18 protein-coding genes are annotated in these 19,466 nt (G+C 62.8%); 7 read left to right on the top strand and 11 right to left on the bottom strand.

Features of this window, described 5'->3' with window-relative positions; translation table 11 throughout:
* Positions 1–89: 89 nt before the first annotated feature.
* The 4 genes from PP4_RS10765 to PP4_RS10750 form a co-directional block, all read right to left on the bottom strand.
* Complete coding sequence (locus tag PP4_RS10765) at positions 90–584, bottom strand: GNAT family N-acetyltransferase (protein WP_016499206.1); 495 nt, start codon at positions 582–584, stop codon at positions 90–92.
* A gap of 184 nt (positions 585–768) precedes the next feature.
* On the bottom strand, positions 769–1,704 hold the full coding sequence (gene catA / locus PP4_RS10760) for a catechol 1,2-dioxygenase (RefSeq protein WP_016499205.1): 936 nt from the start codon (positions 1,702–1,704) through the stop codon (positions 769–771).
* Positions 1,705–1,747: 43 nt separating this feature from the next.
* Entirely contained in the window at positions 1,748–2,038 is a 291-nt protein-coding gene (catC, locus tag PP4_RS10755; protein WP_016487549.1) for a muconolactone Delta-isomerase, read from the bottom strand.
* A gap of 21 nt (positions 2,039–2,059) precedes the next feature.
* On the bottom strand, positions 2,060–3,181 hold the full coding sequence (locus tag PP4_RS10750) for a muconate cycloisomerase family protein (protein ID WP_016499204.1): 1,122 nt from the start codon (positions 3,179–3,181) through the stop codon (positions 2,060–2,062).
* Between the two features lie 135 nt (positions 3,182–3,316).
* On the opposite strand from PP4_RS10750, the gene PP4_RS10745 reads away from it, so the two are divergent.
* Complete coding sequence (locus PP4_RS10745; RefSeq protein WP_016499203.1) at positions 3,317–4,189, top strand: LysR family transcriptional regulator; 873 nt, start codon at positions 3,317–3,319, stop codon at positions 4,187–4,189.
* A 126-nt stretch (positions 4,190–4,315) separates the two neighbouring features.
* On the opposite strand, the gene PP4_RS10740 is transcribed toward PP4_RS10745, so the two are convergent.
* Both PP4_RS10740 and PP4_RS10735 read right to left on the bottom strand, forming a co-directional pair.
* The gene (locus PP4_RS10740) at positions 4,316–5,719 is read right to left on the bottom strand and encodes an amino acid permease (protein ID WP_016499202.1); all 1,404 of its coding nucleotides are present in this window, start codon (positions 5,717–5,719) and stop codon (positions 4,316–4,318) included.
* An 87-nt stretch (positions 5,720–5,806) separates the two neighbouring features.
* Complete coding sequence (locus PP4_RS10735) at positions 5,807–6,838, bottom strand: histone deacetylase family protein (protein ID WP_041167684.1); 1,032 nt, start codon at positions 6,836–6,838, stop codon at positions 5,807–5,809.
* Positions 6,839–6,961: 123 nt separating this feature from the next.
* On the opposite strand from PP4_RS10735, the gene PP4_RS10730 reads away from it, so the two are divergent.
* Entirely contained in the window at positions 6,962–7,444 is a 483-nt protein-coding gene (locus tag PP4_RS10730; RefSeq protein WP_016499200.1) for an Lrp/AsnC family transcriptional regulator, read from the top strand.
* Between the two features lie 41 nt (positions 7,445–7,485).
* Here the strand turns inward: PP4_RS10730 and PP4_RS10725 are convergent, their stop codons facing one another.
* The gene (locus tag PP4_RS10725) at positions 7,486–8,397 is read right to left on the bottom strand and encodes a LysR substrate-binding domain-containing protein (RefSeq protein ID WP_016499199.1); all 912 of its coding nucleotides are present in this window, start codon (positions 8,395–8,397) and stop codon (positions 7,486–7,488) included.
* 97 nt (positions 8,398–8,494) lie between these two features.
* Between PP4_RS10725 and PP4_RS10720 the strand changes: the two genes are divergently transcribed.
* The 5 genes from PP4_RS10720 to PP4_RS10700 all read left to right on the top strand — a co-directional run bounded on the left by PP4_RS10720 (position 8,495) and on the right by PP4_RS10700 (position 14,976).
* Positions 8,495–9,586, top strand: a complete 1,092-nt coding sequence (locus PP4_RS10720) for a tartrate dehydrogenase (RefSeq protein ID WP_016499198.1) — start codon at positions 8,495–8,497, stop codon at positions 9,584–9,586.
* A gap of 194 nt (positions 9,587–9,780) precedes the next feature.
* Positions 9,781–11,379, top strand: a complete 1,599-nt coding sequence (locus PP4_RS10715; RefSeq protein ID WP_016499197.1) for a BCCT family transporter — start codon at positions 9,781–9,783, stop codon at positions 11,377–11,379.
* 120 nt (positions 11,380–11,499) lie between these two features.
* Positions 11,500–12,621, top strand: a complete 1,122-nt coding sequence (locus tag PP4_RS10710) for an aromatic ring-hydroxylating oxygenase subunit alpha (protein WP_016499196.1) — start codon at positions 11,500–11,502, stop codon at positions 12,619–12,621.
* A gap of 78 nt (positions 12,622–12,699) precedes the next feature.
* The gene (locus PP4_RS10705) at positions 12,700–13,671 is read left to right on the top strand and encodes a PDR/VanB family oxidoreductase (protein ID WP_016499195.1); all 972 of its coding nucleotides are present in this window, start codon (positions 12,700–12,702) and stop codon (positions 13,669–13,671) included.
* 225 nt (positions 13,672–13,896) lie between these two features.
* A complete protein-coding gene (locus PP4_RS10700; protein ID WP_016499194.1) occupies positions 13,897–14,976 on the top strand; it encodes a helix-turn-helix domain-containing protein in 1,080 nt (359 codons plus the stop codon).
* 76 nt (positions 14,977–15,052) lie between these two features.
* On the opposite strand, the gene PP4_RS10695 is transcribed toward PP4_RS10700, so the two are convergent.
* The 4 genes from PP4_RS10695 to PP4_RS10680 form a co-directional block, all read right to left on the bottom strand.
* The gene (locus PP4_RS10695) at positions 15,053–15,886 is read right to left on the bottom strand and encodes a helix-turn-helix transcriptional regulator (RefSeq protein WP_172439629.1); all 834 of its coding nucleotides are present in this window, start codon (positions 15,884–15,886) and stop codon (positions 15,053–15,055) included.
* A gap of 53 nt (positions 15,887–15,939) precedes the next feature.
* Positions 15,940–17,352, bottom strand: coding sequence for an aminotransferase (locus tag PP4_RS10690; RefSeq protein ID WP_016499192.1), 1,413 nt, complete (start codon positions 17,350–17,352; stop codon positions 15,940–15,942).
* A gap of 33 nt (positions 17,353–17,385) precedes the next feature.
* Entirely contained in the window at positions 17,386–18,489 is a 1,104-nt protein-coding gene (locus PP4_RS10685) for a polyamine ABC transporter substrate-binding protein (RefSeq protein WP_016499191.1), read from the bottom strand.
* Positions 18,490–18,725: 236 nt separating this feature from the next.
* Positions 18,726–19,427, bottom strand: coding sequence for an NAD(P)H-dependent oxidoreductase (locus PP4_RS10680; protein WP_016499190.1), 702 nt, complete (start codon positions 19,425–19,427; stop codon positions 18,726–18,728).
* Between the last annotated feature and the right edge of the window lie 39 nt (positions 19,428–19,466).

The raw sequence follows: 19,466 nt of genomic DNA, 5'->3' as shown, positions 1-19,466 counted from the left end.
TGGCATTATGCCGCTCATGACGATTTTGTGAAGTAGCTCACAAAAATGTCGCTATTCCTCTTCAAGGACGAACGAAGGCGGGCAAGCCCTCAATGGCGGGCGCCGCTCACCAGGAAACTGAGCAGGTCCGGTTCATCAGCCAGGGCAATGGCCTGCGCCGGGCGCGACAGGTTCGCCAGCACGGCCTTGCAGAACGCCACGGCCGGGGCATCATGTGCGTAGCACCGCAGCAACCAGTCGCCCTCGCCGCCCAGCAGCTGCAACGCCACCGCCTGGCCGATGCCCTGGCGGCGGTACTTTTTCAGGATGAACAGGTCAGCCAGTTCCAGCGCTTCGATGCCCGGCAATTCGCTGCGTTCCACCAGTACGAAGCCGGCGATGAAGCCGTCCGCCAGCACCAGGTAGGCGCCCCAGCCGTCGTCCTGCCAGTAGCGGTGCAGGTGCTCGTCGTGGATATAGAAGCGGCCGTCCACTTCGACGTCCTCCTGCTCCCAGTCGGAGGACTCGTAGGAATAGAACTGGTAGAGGTTGCGGATCAGCGGGGCCTGGTCAGCGGTGGTTGGCAGCAGCGCAATGGGCAGCATGGGGTGGGGCTCAGGCAAAAGGTCGATTCTAGATCACCGGGCCTAACAGCAAAAAGCCCGGGCCCTCCCCGCACGGAAAGGCCCAGGCAAAAACACAGCGAAAAATGGTCAGCATTTTGGGGGCGCTGTGCGCCCCTTTCGCGGCCTTGTGCCGCGAACGGGCTGCACAGCAGCCTCAACGGTTTCAGCCTTCCTGCAACGCACGCGGCCGGTGGCTGCGTGCCTCGGCCTCCACCGCCGTGGCCCCCTGCAGGTGGAAGTCGAACGCCAGTTCGGCAAAACGCGCGCCTTGAACGCCGCGGTCACGCGCCGCCGCAGCATCCTCGACAAAACGCAGCTCGCCGATCAGCCCGTCACGGGTGGCGTAGGCAAAGTCGTCCCACAGGTACTTGTCACCCTCGAAGTTGATCTGCGTGGTCAGATGGCGGTGCCCGGGTGCCGAGATGAAGAAGTGCACATGCGCCGGGCGCTGGCCATGACGCCCGAGCAAGTCCAGGCATTCCTGGGTCGGGCCCTGCGGGTCGCAGCCATACCCCGATGGCACGATGGAGCGCGCACGGTAGCGGCCCTCGGCATCGGTGATGATGCGGCGGCGCAGGTTGTACTCGGACTGGGTCGAGTCGAAGTACGAATAAGTACCTTGGGTGTTGGCGTGCCAGAGGTCGACGGTGGCGCCGGCCAGCGGCTTGCCTTCGGCGTCGAACACCTGGCCTTTCAGGAACATCACCACCCCTGGGTCGGTGCCGTCGTCCATGCGCGCTTCGCCTTGTACCAGCGGCGCCCCGGCGACATACAGCGGGCCTTCGATGGTACGCGGGGTGCCGCCACCCAGGCCGGCTTCGGCATCCTTGGCGTCCTGCAGCAGGTCGAGGAAGTGCTCGATGCCCAGGCCTGCAGCCAGCAGGCCGGCTTCGTTACGGCCACCCAGGCGGTTGAGATAATCAATGGCGTGCCAGAACTCGTCTTCGGTGATTTCCAGGTCTTCGACCAGGCGCGCGGTGTCTTGCAGCACACGCAGGATGATCTGCTTGAAGCGTGGGTTGCCTTCGGCGTGGTCCAGGCCCGCCACTTTATTGAAGAAGGCTTGAATGTCGGCAGTGTGGGAAATTTTCACGGTCATCGGGCGTACCTCATATTGTTCTTGTCAGGTAGACAGGTGCGTATCAGCGGTCGTCGCTGTGGATCGACGAGGGATGCCGGCACAGGCCGTCGACCTCGATGTCCATGTACGGGAACAACGGCAGTTGCATCAGGGTGTCGTGCAACGCCTCGACGCTGGGCACATCGAACACGCTGTAGTTTGCGTAGTGCCCGGCAATGCGCCACAGGTGGCGCCAAGTCCCTTCACGTTGCAGGCGCTGGGCCAGTTCCTTTTCATCGGCCTTGAGCTGGGTAGCCTTGGCCGGGTCCATGTCCACCGGCAGTTTCACGGTCATCTTCACGTGGAACAGCATGATTATCTCCTTGTTTGCTGATCAGCGACGGGCGAAGCGCGCCAGGCGCTGTTCGTCCAGGGTCAGGCCCAGGCCTGGGGTACGGGGAATGTGCAGCTGGAAGTCGCGATATTGCGGCGGCTCGTTGACGATTTCTTCGGTCAGCAGCAGCGGGCCGAACAGCTCGGTGCCCCAGGTCAGTTGGCGCAAGGTAAGGAAGGCGTGGGCCGAGGCCAGGGTGCCGATCGAGCCCTCGAGCATGGTGCCGCCATACAGGCCGATACCGGCGGCCTCGGCGATTTGCGCAGTGCGCAGCACAGCACGCGGGCCGCCGTTCTTGGCGATTTTCAGGGCAAAGATGCTGGCGGCGCCGTCGGCGGCCAGGCTGAAGGCATCCTCGACGCTTTCGATGGACTCATCGGCCATGATCGGTGCAGGGCTGCGCTGGTTCAGGCGCACCTGGCCACCGCGGTTGATACGCGAAATCGGTTGCTCGATCAGGTCGATGCCGTTGTCGCCAAGCACCTGGCAAGCGCGGATGGCCTGGGATTCGTCCCAGTACTGATTCACGTCCACTCGCACACTGGCGCTGTCGCCCAGTTCGCGTTTTATCGTCACCACGTGTTTGAGGTCCTGCTCCACCGGGTTGGCGCCAATCTTCAGCTTGAACACCCGGTGACGGCGAATTTCCAGCATGTGTCGGGCTTCGGCGATATCACGGGCCGTGTCGCCACTGGCCAGGGTCCAGGCCACTTCCAGGCTGTCGCGCACGCGGCCGCCCAGCAGTTCGCTGACCGGCAGGCCCAGGCGTTTGCCCTGGGCGTCGAGCAAGGCGCTTTCGATACCCGACTTGGCAAAAGTGTTGCCCTTGGCCAGCTTGTCAAGCTTGAGCATAGCGGCGTTGATGTTGTCCGCCGCCAGGCCGATCAGCGCCGGGGCCAGGTGGGCGTCGATGTTGGCCTTGATGCCCTCGGGGCTTTCGTAGCCATAGGCCAGGCCACCGATGGTGGTGGCCTCACCGATACCTTCCACGCCATCGCTGCAACGCACACGCAATACCACCAGGGTCTGCTGCTGCATGGTGTGCATTGCCAGCTTGTGCGGGCGAATGGTCGGCAGGTCGACGATAATTGCATCAATACGTTCAATCAGCGCGCTTGTCATTGTTGCCAGGTCCCGTCAGGTCGGGCTGCCAGTTGCAGGCCCGATTGGTGCATTTACTTGATTGTTCAAGGATTGCGCGAGACCCTGATGACCGTCCAATATCAAATGAATCTCCCACCATACCCTGGAGGTCTGATGGAGCTGCGCCACCTGCGTTACTTCAAGGTCTTGGCCGAGACCCTGAACTTCACCCGCGCCGCCGAGCTGCTGCACATTGCCCAACCGCCCCTGAGCCGGCAGATCAGCCAGCTGGAGGACGAGCTCGGCACCTTGCTGATAGCGCGCGAACGCCCTCTGCGGCTGACCGAGGCCGGCCGCTTCTTCTATGAGCAGACCTGCACCGTACTGCAGCAACTGCAGAACATCAGCGACAACACCCGCCGCATTGGCCAGGGCCAGCGCCAGTGGCTGGGCATCGGCTTTGCCCCCTCGACCCTGTACAACGTGCTGCCAGAGCTGATCCGCGAGCTGCGCCAGGACAGCGAGCTGGAACTGGGGCTGAGCGAGATGACCACGCTGCAGCAGGTGGAAGCGCTGAAGAGCGGGCGCATCGACATCGCCTTCGGGCGCATTCGCATCGAGGACGCGGCCATTGCGCAACAGGTCCTGCGTGAAGACCCGCTGGTGGCCGTGCTGCCCAAGGGCCACCCGCTGGCGGGCAGCCCGCTCAGCCTCGCCCAGCTGGCTGGCGAGGCGTTCATCCTCTACCCGGCCAACCCCCGGCCCAGTTATGCCGACCACGTGCTTGCGCTGTTCGCCCAGCACGGCATGAGCATCCGCGTCAGCCAGTGGGCCAACGAACTGCAGACGGCCATCGGCCTGGTGGCCGTCGGCGTGGGGGTAACCCTGGTGCCAGCATCGGTACAACAGCAGCACCGCACCGATATCGAGTATGTCGGCTTGCTTGATAGCAGCGCCGTCAGCCCGATCATACTTAGCCGGCGCAAGGGTGACGTGAGCCCGATCGTGCAGCGGTGCCTGGGGTTGATCGCCCTGCAGATCGGGTGAGTAAAACCAGAAGCCACGCGGGACCTGTGGGAGCGGCTTTAGCCGCGAACACCGGCGCAGCCGGTGCCATGCACCGCGTTGGGGCCTTCGCGGGTGAACCCGCTCCCACAGGGATATGTCATCCGCTCAGGGGTGTGCTGCGCGGCGGCGGTAGGCCAGCAGCAGGAACACGAACCACAACGGCATCACGCACAGCGCCAACCGGGTATCCGGCTGCAGCGCCAGCAGCACCAGCACAAAGCCGAGAAAACCCAGGGTGGTGATGGCCATCGGCACCCCGCCCGGCAACTTGAACGCCGAGGCATCGTGCGCAGACGGGTTGCGTTTGCGATAGGCAAGGTACGCCGCAAGGATCATCGACCAGGTAAAGATCACCAGGATTGCCGAAACGGTGGAAATCAGCGTGAACACCGTCATCACCTCCGGGATGATGAACAGCAGGCTCAACCCGATCAGCATGCATACGCCGGAAAACACCAGGCTATACACCGGCACGCTCAGTGCCGAAAGCCTGGCGAACAGGGCCGGCGCGTTACGCCGCTCGGCCAGCCCGAACAGCATCCGGCAGCCCGAGTAGACACCACTGTTGGCCGAAGAGGCTGCCGAGGTCAGTACCACGAAGTTGATCATGCCGGCCGCCGCGGGGAAGCCGGCCAGCAGGAACAGCTCGACGAAGGGGCTGCGGTTGGCCGGCACCTCGGCCCACGACACCACGCTGATGATGCACACCAGCGCCAGGATGTAGAACAGCAGAATGCGCAAGGGGATGGTGTTTATGGCCTTGGGCAGCGAGCGATGCGGGTTCTTTGCCTCGGCGGCGGTGGTGCCGATCAGTTCGGTGCCGGCAAAGGAAAACACGGCAATCTGGAAGCCCGCAAAGAAACCGCTGATGCCATGGGGCAGCACCGCACCCGGCGCGACCACGTTGGACAGCGAAGCAACCACGCCATTAGGTGAGGTGTATGAGGTCGCGATCATCACCGCCGCCGTGATGATCAACAGCACGATGGCGACGATCTTGATGATGCCGAACCAGAACTCCACCTCGCCAAAAATCCGCACCGCCAGCATGTTCAGCCCCAGCAGCACGAACAGGGTGAAGAACGCGGGTAGCCAGGCCGGTGCATCGGGGTACCAGTACTGGAAGAACCCGGCCACCACGACCACGTCGCCGACCACCGCCACGCTCCAGCTCAGCCAGTACGACCAGCTCAGCACAAAGCCGGCGCGCGGCCCCAGGTAATGGGCAACGATGTCGGCGAACGACTTGAAGCGCAGGTCGGACAACAGCAACTCGCCCATGGCGCGCATGACGAAGAACACGAAAAACCCGAGGATGGCGTACACCAGCAAAATCGAGGTGCCGGACAGCGCGATCACCTTGCCGGAGCCCATGAACAGGCCGGTGCCGATGGCGCCGCCTATGGAAATCAGCTGAATGTGGCGGTTTTCCAGCGTGCGTTGCAGGTGCCCTTCACGGTCGGGCGTTACCGGTTTGCTTTGCTCAAGGCTTGCGGGCATGTCTTGCATGGCGACCTCTTGTTATTGTTGGCCTGTCACATGTCGCGGTGCCGTGGCAAAGCCCTTTACAGGCTTCGCCACGGCTTGTTACGCGGGTTAGCGCGCGCTTTCGAACCCTTGCAGGGTGTTCACGGCATTGATGCCGATTTCGTCGACCATGTAGCCGCCTTCCATCACGAACAGGGTCGGGATACCCGCACTGGCGATCTCGGCGCCCATGCGCAGGAAGTCTTCGCTGGTGAGCTTGAAGTGGCTGATCGGGTCATCCTCGAAGGTGTCGACCCCCAGCGACACAACCAGAAACTGCGGCCTGTGCGCGACGATGCGCTTGAGTGCATCCTGCAAAGCCGGCTGGTACTGGGCCCAGCGTGTGCCCTTGCCCATCGGGTAGTTGGCGTTGAAACCCTCGCCAGCGCCTGCGCCTTGTTCATGGGCGTAGCCGGAAAAGTACGGGTAGGACACGTGCGGGTCGCCATGCAGGGAGGCGAAGAAGACATCGGGGCGATCGTAAAAGATGTTCTGTGTGCCGTTGCCGTGGTGGAAGTCCACATCCAGCACGGCAACGCGTTTGGCGCCTTGACTGAGGCAGCGCTCGGCTGCGATGGCGGCGTTGTTCAGGTAGCAGTAGCCGCCCATGTATTCCCGTGCTGCATGGTGCCCCGGTGGGCGGCACAGGGCGAAGGCGCTGTCGGCACCGTCGATGATGCGCTGCATGCCGGTCAAGGCAACGTTGGCGCTGCTGCGCACCGCCTCCCAGGTGCCGGCGGTGATCGGGGCCCCCGCGTCCATGGCATAGAAGCCCAGCTTGCCGTCGATGAAGCCGGGCTCACGGTCGATGGCCAGGTCGCGCACTGGCCACACCAGCGGCAGCGCATCGTGGGTTTTGCCGGTGTCGGCCCATTCCGACCAGGCACTTTCCAGGAAGCTTACATAGCGCTCGCTGTGCGCCGCCACGTAGCAGCCACGGTCGAAGGCCTGTTCGGCAATGACATCGCCAAGGCCGGTGCTGTGCACCCGGGCCAGCACGGTGTCGGCACGCTGGGGGTTTTCGAACGATGGCGTAATGGCGCCGTCCTTGAGTTCCGAGCCATGGTGCAAGCGGTGGTTGTTGCTAAATACTGTCAGCACACGAATGTCCTTTTCCAAGGGGTTACCGGATAACCAATTTTCGCGACAGAGCGGTGAAAATGCTTTGCTTTATGCTCAATCAAACCGGATGCTTGAGCAAAGTATTCACAAGGTTGGTTACCTATGAGCAAAGCCTTTGCTATTGAACAACTGGACGACACCGACCGCGAGCTGCTGCGCCTTCTGCAGGAGGACGGCACCCTGTCGAGCGCTGCGCTGGGCGAGCGTTTGTCGATGACCGTGACGCCCTGCTGGCGCAGGCGCAAACGGCTGGAGGAGCTGGGCATCATCAAGGATTACCAGGCCAACCTCGACCGCAGGAAGCTGGGCTACGACGTGATGGCGTTTGCCCAGGTGCGCTTTGGCAACCATTCGGCCAACGCACCGGATGAGTTCGAGCAGGTGATCCTGAAGCTGCCGCAGGTGCTGTCCTGCCACAAGGTTACCGGCGAGGCTGACTATGTGCTGACGGTGTTGGCAAATGACCTGGAAAGTTATGGGCGATTCGTGGAAGAGGTGTTGCGTCGTCAGCCAGGCATTGCCTCGATCCAGTCGAGCCTGGCGCTGCGCGAAGTGAAGGCGGTTTCCCGAATACCCGTGCCCTGAAGGCCTTTACCCAACCTGCTTTTGACTTTTGTGGGAGCGGCCTACTCCGGCAAGCTGTACCGCTCGGCAAAGTAATGACGGAAAAAGTCCACCGCCACCCGCACCTTGGCCGAGCTGGCCAGCGGCGAGGTGTACACCGCCCAGATGTCCGCCGGCTGGTGATAAGCCTCCAACACCTGCACCAGGCGCCCGTCCTGCAAGCTGTCGTGCACGTCCCACCATGAACGCAGTAGTATCCCGCGCCCGTCCAGGCACCACTGGTGCGCCACTTCGCCATGGTTGGTCGACAGGCCGCCGGTCACCCGCACGCTTTCTTCACCCAGCGGCCCCATCAGTTGCCACACGCCGAACGGGTGGTCGCGCTCCTTGATCACCAGGCAGTCGTGGCTGCCCAGGTCGCCCAGCACCTTGGGCGTGCCGCGCCGCGCCAGGTACGCCGGGGCGGCGCACAGTACCCGGCGGTTGCGGGCCAGCGGCTTGGCGATCAGGTTGGGGGCAATGGCGTTGCCCACGCGGATGTCCAGGTCGACACCTTCGGCAATCAGGTCCACCAGGCGGTCGTGCACATCCAGGCGAATGTCCAGCCGCGGGTAGCGCTCGGCCAACTCCGACAGAGCCGGCGCCACGAAGCGCCGACCCAGCCCCAGGCTGCTGGCAATGCGCAACTGCCCGGTCGGCTCGCGGTGCTGGGCACTGATGTCATCGCCCATGCGCTGCACGGCGTCGAATATCTGCAAGGCCCATTGATACACCCGCTCGCCCTCCTCGCTCACCGTCACCCGCCGGGTGGTGCGGTGCAACAGGCGCACTTCCAGGGTTTGCTCAAGCACGCGAATGCGCTTGCTGATGTACGCCGCCGACATGCCCAGCTCGTCGGCAACGGCCGCGAAGCTGGCGCGCTTGGCCACTTGCAGGAAGATATTGAGGTCGTCGAGGCTGGGCAGATTGTTCACGTATCGTGTTCCAAGAATCAATGATTGGCCAGATTATCTCCAGGCCAAGCCCTTATAGCATGGCCAGCACCTGTTCCCTAGACAACGAGTGCACCCCATGAGCAAGACCTTCAGAATCGCGGCAATCCCAGGCGACGGCATCGGCAACGAAGTACTGCCTGAAGGCATTCGGGTGGTCGAGGCCGCTGCGCGCAAGCATGGCCTGGACATCAGCTTCGAGTTCTTCGAGTGGGCCAGCTGCGACTACTACCTGGCCCACGGCAAGATGATGCCGGACGACTGGTTCGAACAGCTCAAAGGTTTCGACGCCCTGTACTTTGGTGCCGTGGGCTGGCCAGACAAAGTGCCGGACCACATCTCGCTGTGGGGTTCGCTGCTCAAGTTCCGCCGCGACTTCGACCAGTACGTGAACATTCGCCCGGTGCGCCTGTTCCCCGGCGTACCCTGCCCGCTGGCTGGTCGTGAACCCGGCGACATCGACTTCGTTGTCATCCGCGAAAACACCGAAGGCGAGTACTCGTCGCTGGGCGGGCGCATGTTCGAAGGCACCGAGAACGAGTTCGTGCTGCAGGAATCGGTGTTCACCCGCCGTGGCGTCGACCGCATTCTCAAGTACGCTTTCGAAGTGGCCCAGACCCGCGAGCGCAAGCACGTCACCTCGGCCACCAAGTCCAACGGCATGGCCGTGAGCATGCCGTACTGGGACGAACGCACCGCCGCAATGGCAGCCAATTATCCGGAAATCAGCTGGGACAAGCAGCACATTGATATCCTCTGCGCCCGCTTCGTACTGCAACCAGACCGCTTCGATGTGGTCGTGGCCTCGAACCTGTTCGGCGACATCCTGTCCGACCTCGGCCCGGCCTGCGCCGGCACCATCGGCATCGCGCCATCGGCCAACCTGAACCCCGAGCGCAAGTTCCCGTCGCTGTTCGAGCCGGTGCACGGCTCGGCCCCGGACATCTACGGCAAGAACATCGCCAACCCGATCGCGATGATCTGGTCCGGTGCGCTGATGCTCGATTTCCTCGGCAACGAAGGCACCGACCCACGCTACCGCGCTGCCCATGATGACATCCTCAAAGCCATCGAGCAGGTCATCGCCGCCGGTGACGTAACCCGCGACATGGGTGGCCAGCAGTCTACCCAGCAAGTGGGCCAGGCCATCACCGCGCTGATCGAAGCCTGATGTACCCGGGGCCGATTGTCAGGAGTGTCTGACAATCGGCCCTTTGCCTCTTGCGAGCGGCGTGGATTGTATGCAAAATCTGTTAACCATTAGATATCAGTTAACTTATAGTTAACAACCAAGGAAGGAGTGGTACCGCAACACCCCGGATGCCTGCCGGGTATAACAAGTACGCCAACGTCCAGGAGACGATGATGTCGCACAAGAATAAAAAGATTGATGTGTTCCTGATTACCGTGAGCCTGATCGCCGTACTGCTCACCGTGATCGGCCTTGCAGCCTTCCCCGCCCAGGCTGAAAGCGCCGCCAACCAGTTGTTCGAGCTGTCCACCCGCACCTTCGGTACCAGCGTGCAGGTGCTGGTGTTTGGCAGCACCCTGGCCGTGCTGTACCTGGCCTTCAGCAAGTACGGCAACATCCGCCTGGGCAGTGGCAAGCCTGAATACGCCACCGCCACCTGGGTGTTCATGTTCATCTGTGCCGGCATGGGTTCGTCGACCCTCTACTGGGGCGTGATGGAATGGGCCTACTACTACCAGACCCCGGGCCTGAACATCGCCGCGGCCACCCCCAAGGCACTCGAGTACAGCGTGGGCTACTCGTTCTTCCATTGGGGTATCAGCGCCTGGTCGATCTACGCCCTGGCCTCGCTGGCCATGGCCTACCACTTCCATGTACGCAAGAAGAGCGGCCTGAACCTGGCTTCGGTTATCGAAGCGGTGACAGGTTTCAAGGCCACCGGGCCGGTGGGCCGTACCGTCGACCTGATCTTCCTGCTGACCATGATGGGCGCACTGACCGTGTCGCTGGCCCTCACCGCCTCTACCCTGACGCGCGGCCTGCATGACCTGACCGGCACCCCGGATACGTTCACCGTGCAATTGATGGTGATCGGCGGCGTGGCGGTGATGTTCTCGCTCAGCTCCTACATCGGAATCGATGGTGGCCTGCAGCGCCTGAGCAAGATGGTGTGCATCGGCGCGCTGGTGTTTGCCGCGGTTGTGCTGTTGGTGGGCCCGACCCAGTTCACCCTCAACAACACTGCCAACTCGATTGGCCTGATGATCCAGAACTACGTGCACATGAGCCTGTTCACCGACCCGGCGGGCGACGGTGCCTTTACCCGCAACTGGACGGTGTTCTACTGGCTGTGGTGGGTGTCGTACGCCCCGGGCGTGGCCATGTTCGTCACCCGCGTTTCGCGCGGCCGGCAGATCAAGGAAGTGGTCCTGGCCCTGCTGCTGGGGGGCAGCTTCGGTTGCTGGTTCTTCTTCGGCGCGCTGGAAAGCTACAGCATGCACCAGTTCATCACCGGCGCCGTGGATGTGCCGAAAATGCTCGCCGAACAAGGCGGCGAATCGGCCGTGACACACCTGCTGCTGGCCTTGCCGTGGGGCCAGGTGTTCCTCGGTGTGTACCTGTTCATCATGGCCATCTTCTGTGCTTCGCACATGGACGCCGCGGCTTATGCGGTGGCTGCCACCAGCACCCGCAACCTGCGTGAAGGTGACGACCCGACACCCACCCACCGCCTGTTCTGGTGCGTGGTGCTGACCCTGGTGCCACTGGCCATGCTGTTCGCCAAGGCCTCGCTGTCGACCATGAAGACCGCCGTGGTGCTCACCGCAATCCCGTTCATGGTGATTCTGCTGGTGAAGATCTATGGCTTCTTCAAGTGGATGATCGCCGACTACGGCCAGGTACCGGCCCACGTCATCGAAGAAGAGGCTGCACGGATGGCCGGTGAGCAACCTGCCGAACATGCCCCGCGCAGCGCTGCTGCCGTGCATTGATTCAATCAGAGGGGCCGTACTGCGGCCCCTCTGAAAGGCTGCAAATTTTTTTGCCTGACCTGTTAACCAACAGGTACGCGTTAACCAACAACTATAAACCGAGCTTGTGAGAAAACTGTCATGAACGACTTCAAACGCCTGCCCGCCGATTTCTGTGCGAACGCCGACGAGGCCTTCACCATCCCGGCCAATTTCTACACCAAGGCCGCAGTGTTCGAACACGAGAAAGAAGCCATCTTCGCCCGCAGCTGGATCTGCGTGGGCCACCGCAGCGAAGTTGCAGACAACAATGCCTACATCACCCGCGACGTGATTGGCGAAAGCATCATCGTCGTCCGTGGCCGTGACAGCGTGCTGCGTGCGTTCTACAACGTCTGCCCGCACCGTGGCCACCAGCTGCTCAGCGGCAGCGGCAAAGCCAAGAACGTCATCACCTGCCCGTACCACGCCTGGACCTTCAAGCTCGACGGCGAACTGGCCCACGCCCGCAACTGCGACAACGTGGTCAATTTCGACAAAGAGAACTCCACCCTGGTGCAGCTGCGCGTCGAGGAATACGCCGGCTTCATCTTCATCAACATGGACATGGATGCGGGCTCCGTCGAAGACCAGCTGCCAGGCATGCAAGCACGCATGCGCGAAGCCTGCGCGGTAATCGACGACCTGCACCTGGCGGCGCGCTTCGTCAGCGACACCCCGGCCAACTGGAAGTCGATCGTCGACAACTACCTGGAGTGCTACCACTGCGCCCCGGCCCACCCAGGCTTCTCCGACTCGGTCGACGTCGGCCAGTACAGCCACACCATGCACGGTAACTGGACCCTGCAATATGGTCTGGCCAAGCCTTCGGAGCAGTCGTTCAAGTTCGACGAAAACGTGAAAGACCCGTCGTTCGCCGGTTTCTGGGCCTGGCCGTGCACCATGTTCAACGTGCCGCCAGGGGCCAACTTCATGACCGTGATCTACGAGTTCCCGGTCGATGCCGAAACCACCCTGCAGCACTACGACATCTACTTCCTCAACAAGGACATCACCGAGGAGCAGCAGAAGCTGATCGACTGGTACCGCGAAGTGTTCCGCCCAGAAGACCTGCGCCTGGTCGAGAGCGTGCAGAAGGGCCTGAAGTCGCGTGGTTACCGTGGCCAGGGCCGGATCATGGCCGACCGCGAGCGCAGTGGCATGAGCGAACACGGCATTGCCCACTTCCACAACCTGATCGCCGTGGCCCACCTCGACGATTGATGGCAACCGCTCCACGTTTATTTGCACGTAAAGGTGCGCGGCAGGGCCTGCCGTGCACCCAGGCAGTCGAGGTGAACCATGGCCAACACTTATGAAATGTTCAGCGTACGCGTAACCGACGTGGAACACGCTACGCCGCTGATCAAGCGCTTTACCCTGGCCCGCGAAGACGGCGCGGCGATGCCCGCCTTCACCGGCGGCAGCCACGTCATCGTGCAGATGCAAGGCGCTGACGGCAGCCAGTTCAGCAACGCCTATTCGTTGATGAGCGACCCGCGCGACACCCGCAGCTACCAGATCGGCGTACGCCTGGAAGAGCAGTCCAAGGGTGGTTCGGCGTTCATGCACCAGCAGGTGGAAGTCGGCACCCGCCTGACCATCTCCTCGCCCAACAACCTGTTCGCCCTCGACCCTTCGGCTGGCCGCCACGTCCTGATTGCCGGCGGCATCGGCATTACCCCGTTCCTGGCGCAACTGCATGAGCTGGAAGCTGGCAGCGCCGATTACGAGCTGCACTATGCCTTCCGCGCGCCTGAGCACGGCGCGTTCCAGGACCAGTTGGCCAACGGCCCGCACGCCGCCAACACGCGGTTCTACATCGACAGCCTCGACCGCAAGCTTGATCTGGCCGCCCTGTGCGCGGGGCTGGACGAGCAGGCGCACTTGTACGTGTGCGGCCCCAAACCGCTGATCGACGCGGTCATCGCCTGCGCCGCCAAGGCCGGCATTGCCGAGCAGCGCGTGCATTGGGAACAGTTTGCCGCCACCCCGGTCACCGGCAGTGCTTTTACCGTAGTGCTGGCGCAATCGGGCGTGGAACTGCAGGTGGAAGAAGGCATGACCATTCTGCAGGCCATCGAGAAGTCCAAGGCTGCCAAGGTCGAGTGCCTGTGCCGAGAAGGCGTGTGCGGTACGTGCGAGACGGCCATCCTTGAGGGTGAAGCCGAGCATTACGACCAGTACCTGAGCGATGAAGAGAAAGCGGCGCAGCAGAGCATCATGCTGTGCGTTTCCCGCGCCCGTACGGCGCGGCTGGTGCTGGACCTTTAACAACCGCCCGGCTGATGTTGCCTGTACTGGCCTCATCGCCGGCAAGCCAGCTCCCACATGGACCGCATCGTCCTGTACCTGTGGGAGCTGGCTTGCCGGCGATGAGGCCAGTGCAGGCAAGACAAGGTCATTCCCCCAGAAGAGGCAGCGTGAGGACCCGTCAACCAAAAGTTGACAGCTTGGGTATACTGGCAGGCTCTTGGCCCAGATCAGGACACCCTGCCGATGTTGGAAAACAGCTTCGCCTTCCGCCTCAAGGAACTGCTCGAGCATCACAAGCTGACCCTGCAAGCCGTGGGCACGGCGTTGGGCATTTCGCGCACCGCCGTGCACAAGTGGACCCGCGGCGGCGAGATCGACTACGACAACCTGCGCAAGCTGGCCGACTTTCTCAAGGTCAACTGGATCTGGCTGCGCTATGGCGACGAAGCACTGCAGAACATCCAGCAACCGCAGGTGGTCGAGCTGCCGATGACCGACGTGCGCCGGCGCCTGACCGCGGAGATCATGGAAAGCGAAACGCGCATGAAGCTGGCCCAGGAAGGCGCGCGCATCGTCACCTGGGAATGGAACCTGATCAGCGACGAAGTCACCTACTCGCCCAACGTCGAGCAGGTCTATGGCTGGCCGGTCCACCACAACGAAGACTTCTGGAAGCACCTGCCCAACGAAGACGTGCAGCGCATGCAGGTGATGTACGCCGACGCGGTGGCCGACGGCAGTGGCTGTGAATGCGACTTCCGCATCACCCGCCCGGACGGTGAAGTCCGCTGGATTTCTTCCCGCGCCACAGTGGTGCGCGACAGCGCCGGGCGCTCGGTAAAGATGGTTGGCATCAGCATGGACACCACCGAACGCCAGGTGGCCCAGCAGGCGCTTAGCCAGAGCGAGGAGCGCTTCCGGGCGATCTTCGAGCTGGCCTGGGGTGCCCTGGCCTACATCGACCCGGACGGCACCTGGCAGCGGGTGAACAACAGCCTGTGCGAGTTGCTGGGCTACAGCGCCGATGAACTCTACGGCATGACCTTCCAGCAGATCACCCACGCCGACGACCTGGCGCAGAACCTGCAGCTGCTGCAACGCATGCTGGCCGGCGAAACCGAGCGCTACGAAGTGGAAAAACGCGTGCGCCACAAGAACGGCGAGTACATCTGGGTACGCGCCCGCACCTCGCTGCAGCGCCGGGACAACGGCGAACCGGAACACCTGATCAGCGTGTTCGAAGACATCAGCGCCGAGCGCCAGGAGCATGAACGGCTACAGGCGCACATTGCCGCCCTGGAAGCCCGCCTGGCGGCTTCGTGAACTACCCGAAATTTCAAAACTGACGCGATTGCTGTGGGAGCGGGCATGCCCGCCCCCACAGGGACCGCAAAAACTTCTAGATTTTCAGCTGATCGCCGCGCAGCCAGTCGATAAACCGTGCAAACAACTCGGACTGCGAGTTGATCTCCAGCTTCAGGTACAGGTTCTTGCGGTGCATGCGCACCGTCTCCGGTGAGATGCCCAGCTCCAGCGCGGTCGACTTCACCGAGTGCCCGCGCAGGATCATGTGTGCCACCTCCCGCTCACGGTCGGTCAGCACCTGGCAACCAAAGCTGTCGAACGCTGCCTGCAGGCTGCCGTGTTCGGCCGATGCTGCGCCGGGCTCCAGGTTATGCCGGGCATAACGCCCCAACAGTTCTCGCACCATGGGCTCCAGCGCCCGCAGCAGGTCGACCTGCCCGGCACTCAGAGGCGTGCCGCTGCAACCCTGGAACAGGCTCAGCGACAACTTGCGGCCAGCGCTGAGGTCGACGATGTAGTAGCTGTCTTCGCTGCAACCGGTGCCCAGGTAATAGGCCTTGTAGTAGTCGCTGTCGAAGAAGTTGTCGGGGGCGATTTCCTGCAGGTGGTAAAAGCCTTCGGCCAAGCCGCTTTGCACGGCCAGGCAGAATGGGTCGAGCAGGTAGCCGGCACTGAAATAACGCTCAAGCACCGCGGCACGGTGCAGCTCGGGGATGCCTTGCTGGTACAGCAGCTGCGGCGCCCGCCCCTGGCACTCAAGGCTGATCATCATCGATTCAACCTGCACCAGCTGGCCGATGGCAGCGGCCACATACTCCAGCGCCTCGGGCGTATCGCTATTGGCCAGCGCACGCTGCAGCGCCGCATGCCATTGCTGCAGCGCGCCCATTGTCAGGGTAAGCGGGGTGTCGGGAGTGGCCTGGGTCATGCCCGGCAGTCTAGCCTGCCAGGCACGCCCCCGCACAGCCCTTTGCGCCAGGTTCATCGGCCTTGGTACAGACCAAGCGCAGTCAGTTCGCGCGCGGTTTCGAGGATGCACTGGCGCAAGGTCTCGACGATCTCGTCCACCTGCGCATGGGTGACGATCAGCGGTGGCGACATCACGTTCAGGTGCATGATCGGGCGCACCAGCAATCCGCGGGCCTGGGCCTTGCTGTGGATGCGCTCACCGATGTTCACCTCATCCGGGAACAGCGCCTTGCTGGCCTTGTCGGCCACGAACTCAACGCAGGCCATCAGCTTCATGCAACGCACATCACCCACCAGCGGCAACTCGCGCAGGCTTTGCAGGCGCTGCTCCAGGTAGCCACCCACTTCCTTGACGTGATCGAGCAGTTGCTCGCGCTCGATGATCTCGATGTTCTTCAGCGCCGCTGTACAGCACACCGGGTGACCACTGTAGGTAAAGCCATGGGTGAAGCAGCGGCCCTTGCCCGGCTCGGCAATCACTTCCCAGATACGCTCGGAGAAGATACACGCGCCCAGCGGCAGGTAGGCCGAGGTCAGGCCCTTGGCGGTGGTGATGATGTCGGGGGTGACGCCAAACAGTTCTTCGCTGGCGAAGAAGGTGCCCAGGCGCCCGAACGAGGTCACCACTTCGTCGGCGACGAACAGGATGTCGTAGGTCTGGCACAGCTGCCACATGCGCTGGAAGTAGCCCTCGGGCGGAATGATCACCCCGCCCGAGCCCATGATCGGCTCGGCGAAGAACGCCGCCACATTGTCGGCCCCCAGCGACAGGATCTTGTCCTCGAACTCGGCCACCAGATAGTCGAGGAATTCGGCCTCGTCCATGTCGTGCGGGGCACGGTACGGGTTGGGGTTGGAGACGTGGTGGATCAGGTCGTGGTGATAGTCGAACTCCGGCACCCGGTCGGCGGCCTTGTTGCCGATCGACATGGTCAGGGTGGTAGAGCCGTGGTAGGCGTTGTAGCGGGCAATGATGTGCTTCTTGTGTGGCTTGCCGCGGCAGTTCTGGTAGTACTGGATCAGCCGGTAGGCGGTGTCGACAGCGGTCGAGCCGCCGGTGGTGAGGAACACATGGTTCAGGTCGCCCGGCGCCAGCCGCGCAAGCTTCTGGCACAGTTCGATGGCCACGTCGTTGGCCATGTCGGAGAACGGGTTGGAATACGCCAGCTGGCGCACCTGGTCGGCGATGGCCAGAGCCATTTCCTCCCGGCCCAGGCCGATGTTGGTGCACCACATGCCGCCGACGGCATCGAGGAAGCGGTTGCCGTGGGTGTCACGAATGTAGGCGCCCTCGCCGGCCACGATGTTCAGCGCGCCTTGCTCGCGGTGCTCGTCGAACACATGGTAGCCGTGCATGTAGTGGGCCTTGTCGGCCTCCACCAGCGGGTCGTGGGCGATAGCGAATGCTTTGCTTGGGGTGGCCATGGGCAGCTCCTTGGCGAGAATTTTGGGCAGTGTTCAGAAACCGGTCTTGACGGTGCTCCAGACCCGGGTGATGGCGCGCATGTCCTTGGGGCTCTGGGTTTTCTGCGCGAACAGGCGCTCACGGGTTTGTGCGTCGGGGTAGATGGCCGGGTCCTGGCGGATATCGTCACGCACCAGCGCGGTGGCGGCGGCGTTGCTGTTGGCGTAGTGGATGTAGTCAGTGACCTTGGCCATGGCCTGCGGCTGCAGCAGAAACTCGATGAAGCGGTGGGCGTTGGCCGCGTGCGGCGCATCCTTGGGGATGTACAGGTTGTCGAACCAGATCAGCGAACCTTCCTGGGGGATGAAGAACGACAGCTTGATGTCCTTCTTCGCTTCCACCGCACGGGCCTGGGCGGTGGCGTAGTCACCGGACCAGGTCAGCGCCAGGCAGACATCGCCGTTGGGCAGGCTGGTGAGGTAGTTGACCGAGTCGAACTTGCGAATGTAGGGGCGGATGCCCAGCAGCAGTTGTTCGGCTGCCTTGAGGTCGGCGGCCGACGCGCTGCGCGGGTCCTTGCCCAGGTACTGCAGGGCCAGCGGGATGACCTCGGTGGGCGCGTCCATCAGGGTGACGCCGCAGTCGGCGAAGCGCGAGACGATCTTGGGGTCGAACAGCATGGCCAGCGAACCGATCGGCGCGTCGGGCATGCGCGCGGTGATCTTGTCGACGTTGTAGGTGACCCCCGAGCTGCCCCAGGTATAGGGCGCCGAGTACTTCAGGCCAGGGTCGTAGCCCTGCAGGTTGTTGACCACCTGCTGATCGAGGTTTTGCCAGCTGGGCAGTTGCTGCTTGTCCAGTGCCTGGAACACGCCGGCGCTGATCAGCGGGGGGACCAGCGAGGCGTTGAGCATGACCAGGTCGTAGCCGGAGCGGCCAGTCAGCAGTTTGGTCTGTACCGTTTCGTAGCCGTCGAAGGTGTCGTAGATGACCTTGATGCCGGTGGCCTTCTCGAAATCGGCCAGGGTGGTTTCGCCGATGTAGTCGGTCCAGTTGTACAGCCGTAGCGTGTTGGCGCTGTCCACCTCTGCCGCCTGGGCCAGGCTGGCACCAGACGCCAGCAGCAGACCACCAATCACCTTCAGTACCTTGCGCATGGCAACTCCATCGTGTGAGTGCTCCGAGATCGAGCCGATGGGTTCACTATCGAGGGATTTGCCGAGGGGCAACATACCCCGAATGTGTGGGTGGTCGTTTTTGAGCAGGTAAGTCTTGTAACAAATTAACTGGCCTCATCGCCGGCAAGCCAGCTCCCACAGGAAAACCACAGTCCTGAGGCCTCGTGGTCTTCCTGTGCGAGCTGGCTTGCCGCCGATAAGGCCAGTGCGGGCGATCACACCAGTGGGTACAACGCCTCATCGAACTGGGTCAGGCGGGGGAACACCAATGGCTGGTCGTCCGCAAGCTGCTCCAGGCGCTGCCGGTATTGCTGCAAAAAATCTTGCCGCGCCTCGGCGCTGATGTAAGGCACATGCCAGGCCACAAACGGCGGCAGCACCTCGAAACCCACATAGGCGAGCGTACCCCGCAGTATCGGCCGCAGCATGTCTTCCAGCGGGCCATGAATCGCCCCTTCGCCAAACATGTGCTCACGCCCGCCCAAGGTCACGGTCACCAGCGCCTTCTTGCCCGCCAACCCGCCCTGGTCGTAGAAACGCTTGCCGCCATAGCACACCCCCGACACCAGCACACGGTCGATCCAGCCCTTGAGCATGGCCGGGGCCGAGAACCAGAAGATCGGGAAGTTCAACACCAGCAGATCGGCCCACAACAGCTTGTCCAGCTCCTGCTGGATGTCCGCGGCAATGGCACCACGCTTGACCCCCTGGCGTTGCTCCAGGGCATACACCAGGTACTCGGGGTTCTCCCGCTGGGTAAAATCATCGGCGCTGGCCACCGGGTTCCAGCCCATGGCGTACAGGTCGCTGACCTGCACCTGGTGGCCCTGGGCGCGGAAGGCTTCCACGGCCTGGTCCCGCAGGGCAGCGGTGAACGATTGCGGCTCGGGGTGAGCGTGGACGATCAGTACATTCACAAACATTCTCCTTACACAAAACAGGTTGTCTTGCAGCGG

The organism is Pseudomonas putida NBRC 14164 (assembly GCF_000412675.1).
Taxonomy (GTDB): domain Bacteria; phylum Pseudomonadota; class Gammaproteobacteria; order Pseudomonadales; family Pseudomonadaceae; genus Aquipseudomonas; species Aquipseudomonas putida.
This window is presented reverse-complemented; position numbering and strand designations above follow the sequence as displayed.

Coding starts and splice junctions, on each gene's coding strand:
- PP4_RS10765 (WP_016499206.1), bottom strand. CDS start 584: ATGCTGCCCATTGCGCTGCTGCCAACCACCGCTGACCAGGCCCCGCTG.
- PP4_RS10700 (WP_016499194.1), top strand. CDS start 13,897: ATGTTGGAAAACAGCTTCGCCTTCCGCCTCAAGGAACTGCTCGAGCAT.
- PP4_RS10695 (WP_172439629.1), bottom strand. CDS start 15,886: ATGACCCAGGCCACTCCCGACACCCCGCTTACCCTGACAATGGGCGCG.
- catA (WP_016499205.1), bottom strand. CDS start 1,704: ATGACCGTGAAAATTTCCCACACTGCCGACATTCAAGCCTTCTTCAAT.
- PP4_RS10685 (WP_016499191.1), bottom strand. CDS start 18,489: ATGCGCAAGGTACTGAAGGTGATTGGTGGTCTGCTGCTGGCGTCTGGT.
- PP4_RS10690 (WP_016499192.1), bottom strand. CDS start 17,352: ATGGCCACCCCAAGCAAAGCATTCGCTATCGCCCACGACCCGCTGGTG.
- PP4_RS10750 (WP_016499204.1), bottom strand. CDS start 3,181: ATGACAAGCGCGCTGATTGAACGTATTGATGCAATTATCGTCGACCTG.
- PP4_RS10705 (WP_016499195.1), top strand. CDS start 12,700: ATGGCCAACACTTATGAAATGTTCAGCGTACGCGTAACCGACGTGGAA.
- PP4_RS10720 (WP_016499198.1), top strand. CDS start 8,495: ATGAGCAAGACCTTCAGAATCGCGGCAATCCCAGGCGACGGCATCGGC.
- PP4_RS10710 (WP_016499196.1), top strand. CDS start 11,500: ATGAACGACTTCAAACGCCTGCCCGCCGATTTCTGTGCGAACGCCGAC.
- PP4_RS10730 (WP_016499200.1), top strand. CDS start 6,962: ATGAGCAAAGCCTTTGCTATTGAACAACTGGACGACACCGACCGCGAG.
- catC (WP_016487549.1), bottom strand. CDS start 2,038: ATGCTGTTCCACGTGAAGATGACCGTGAAACTGCCGGTGGACATGGAC.
- PP4_RS10715 (WP_016499197.1), top strand. CDS start 9,781: ATGTCGCACAAGAATAAAAAGATTGATGTGTTCCTGATTACCGTGAGC.
- PP4_RS10745 (WP_016499203.1), top strand. CDS start 3,317: ATGGAGCTGCGCCACCTGCGTTACTTCAAGGTCTTGGCCGAGACCCTG.
- PP4_RS10740 (WP_016499202.1), bottom strand. CDS start 5,719: ATGCAAGACATGCCCGCAAGCCTTGAGCAAAGCAAACCGGTAACGCCC.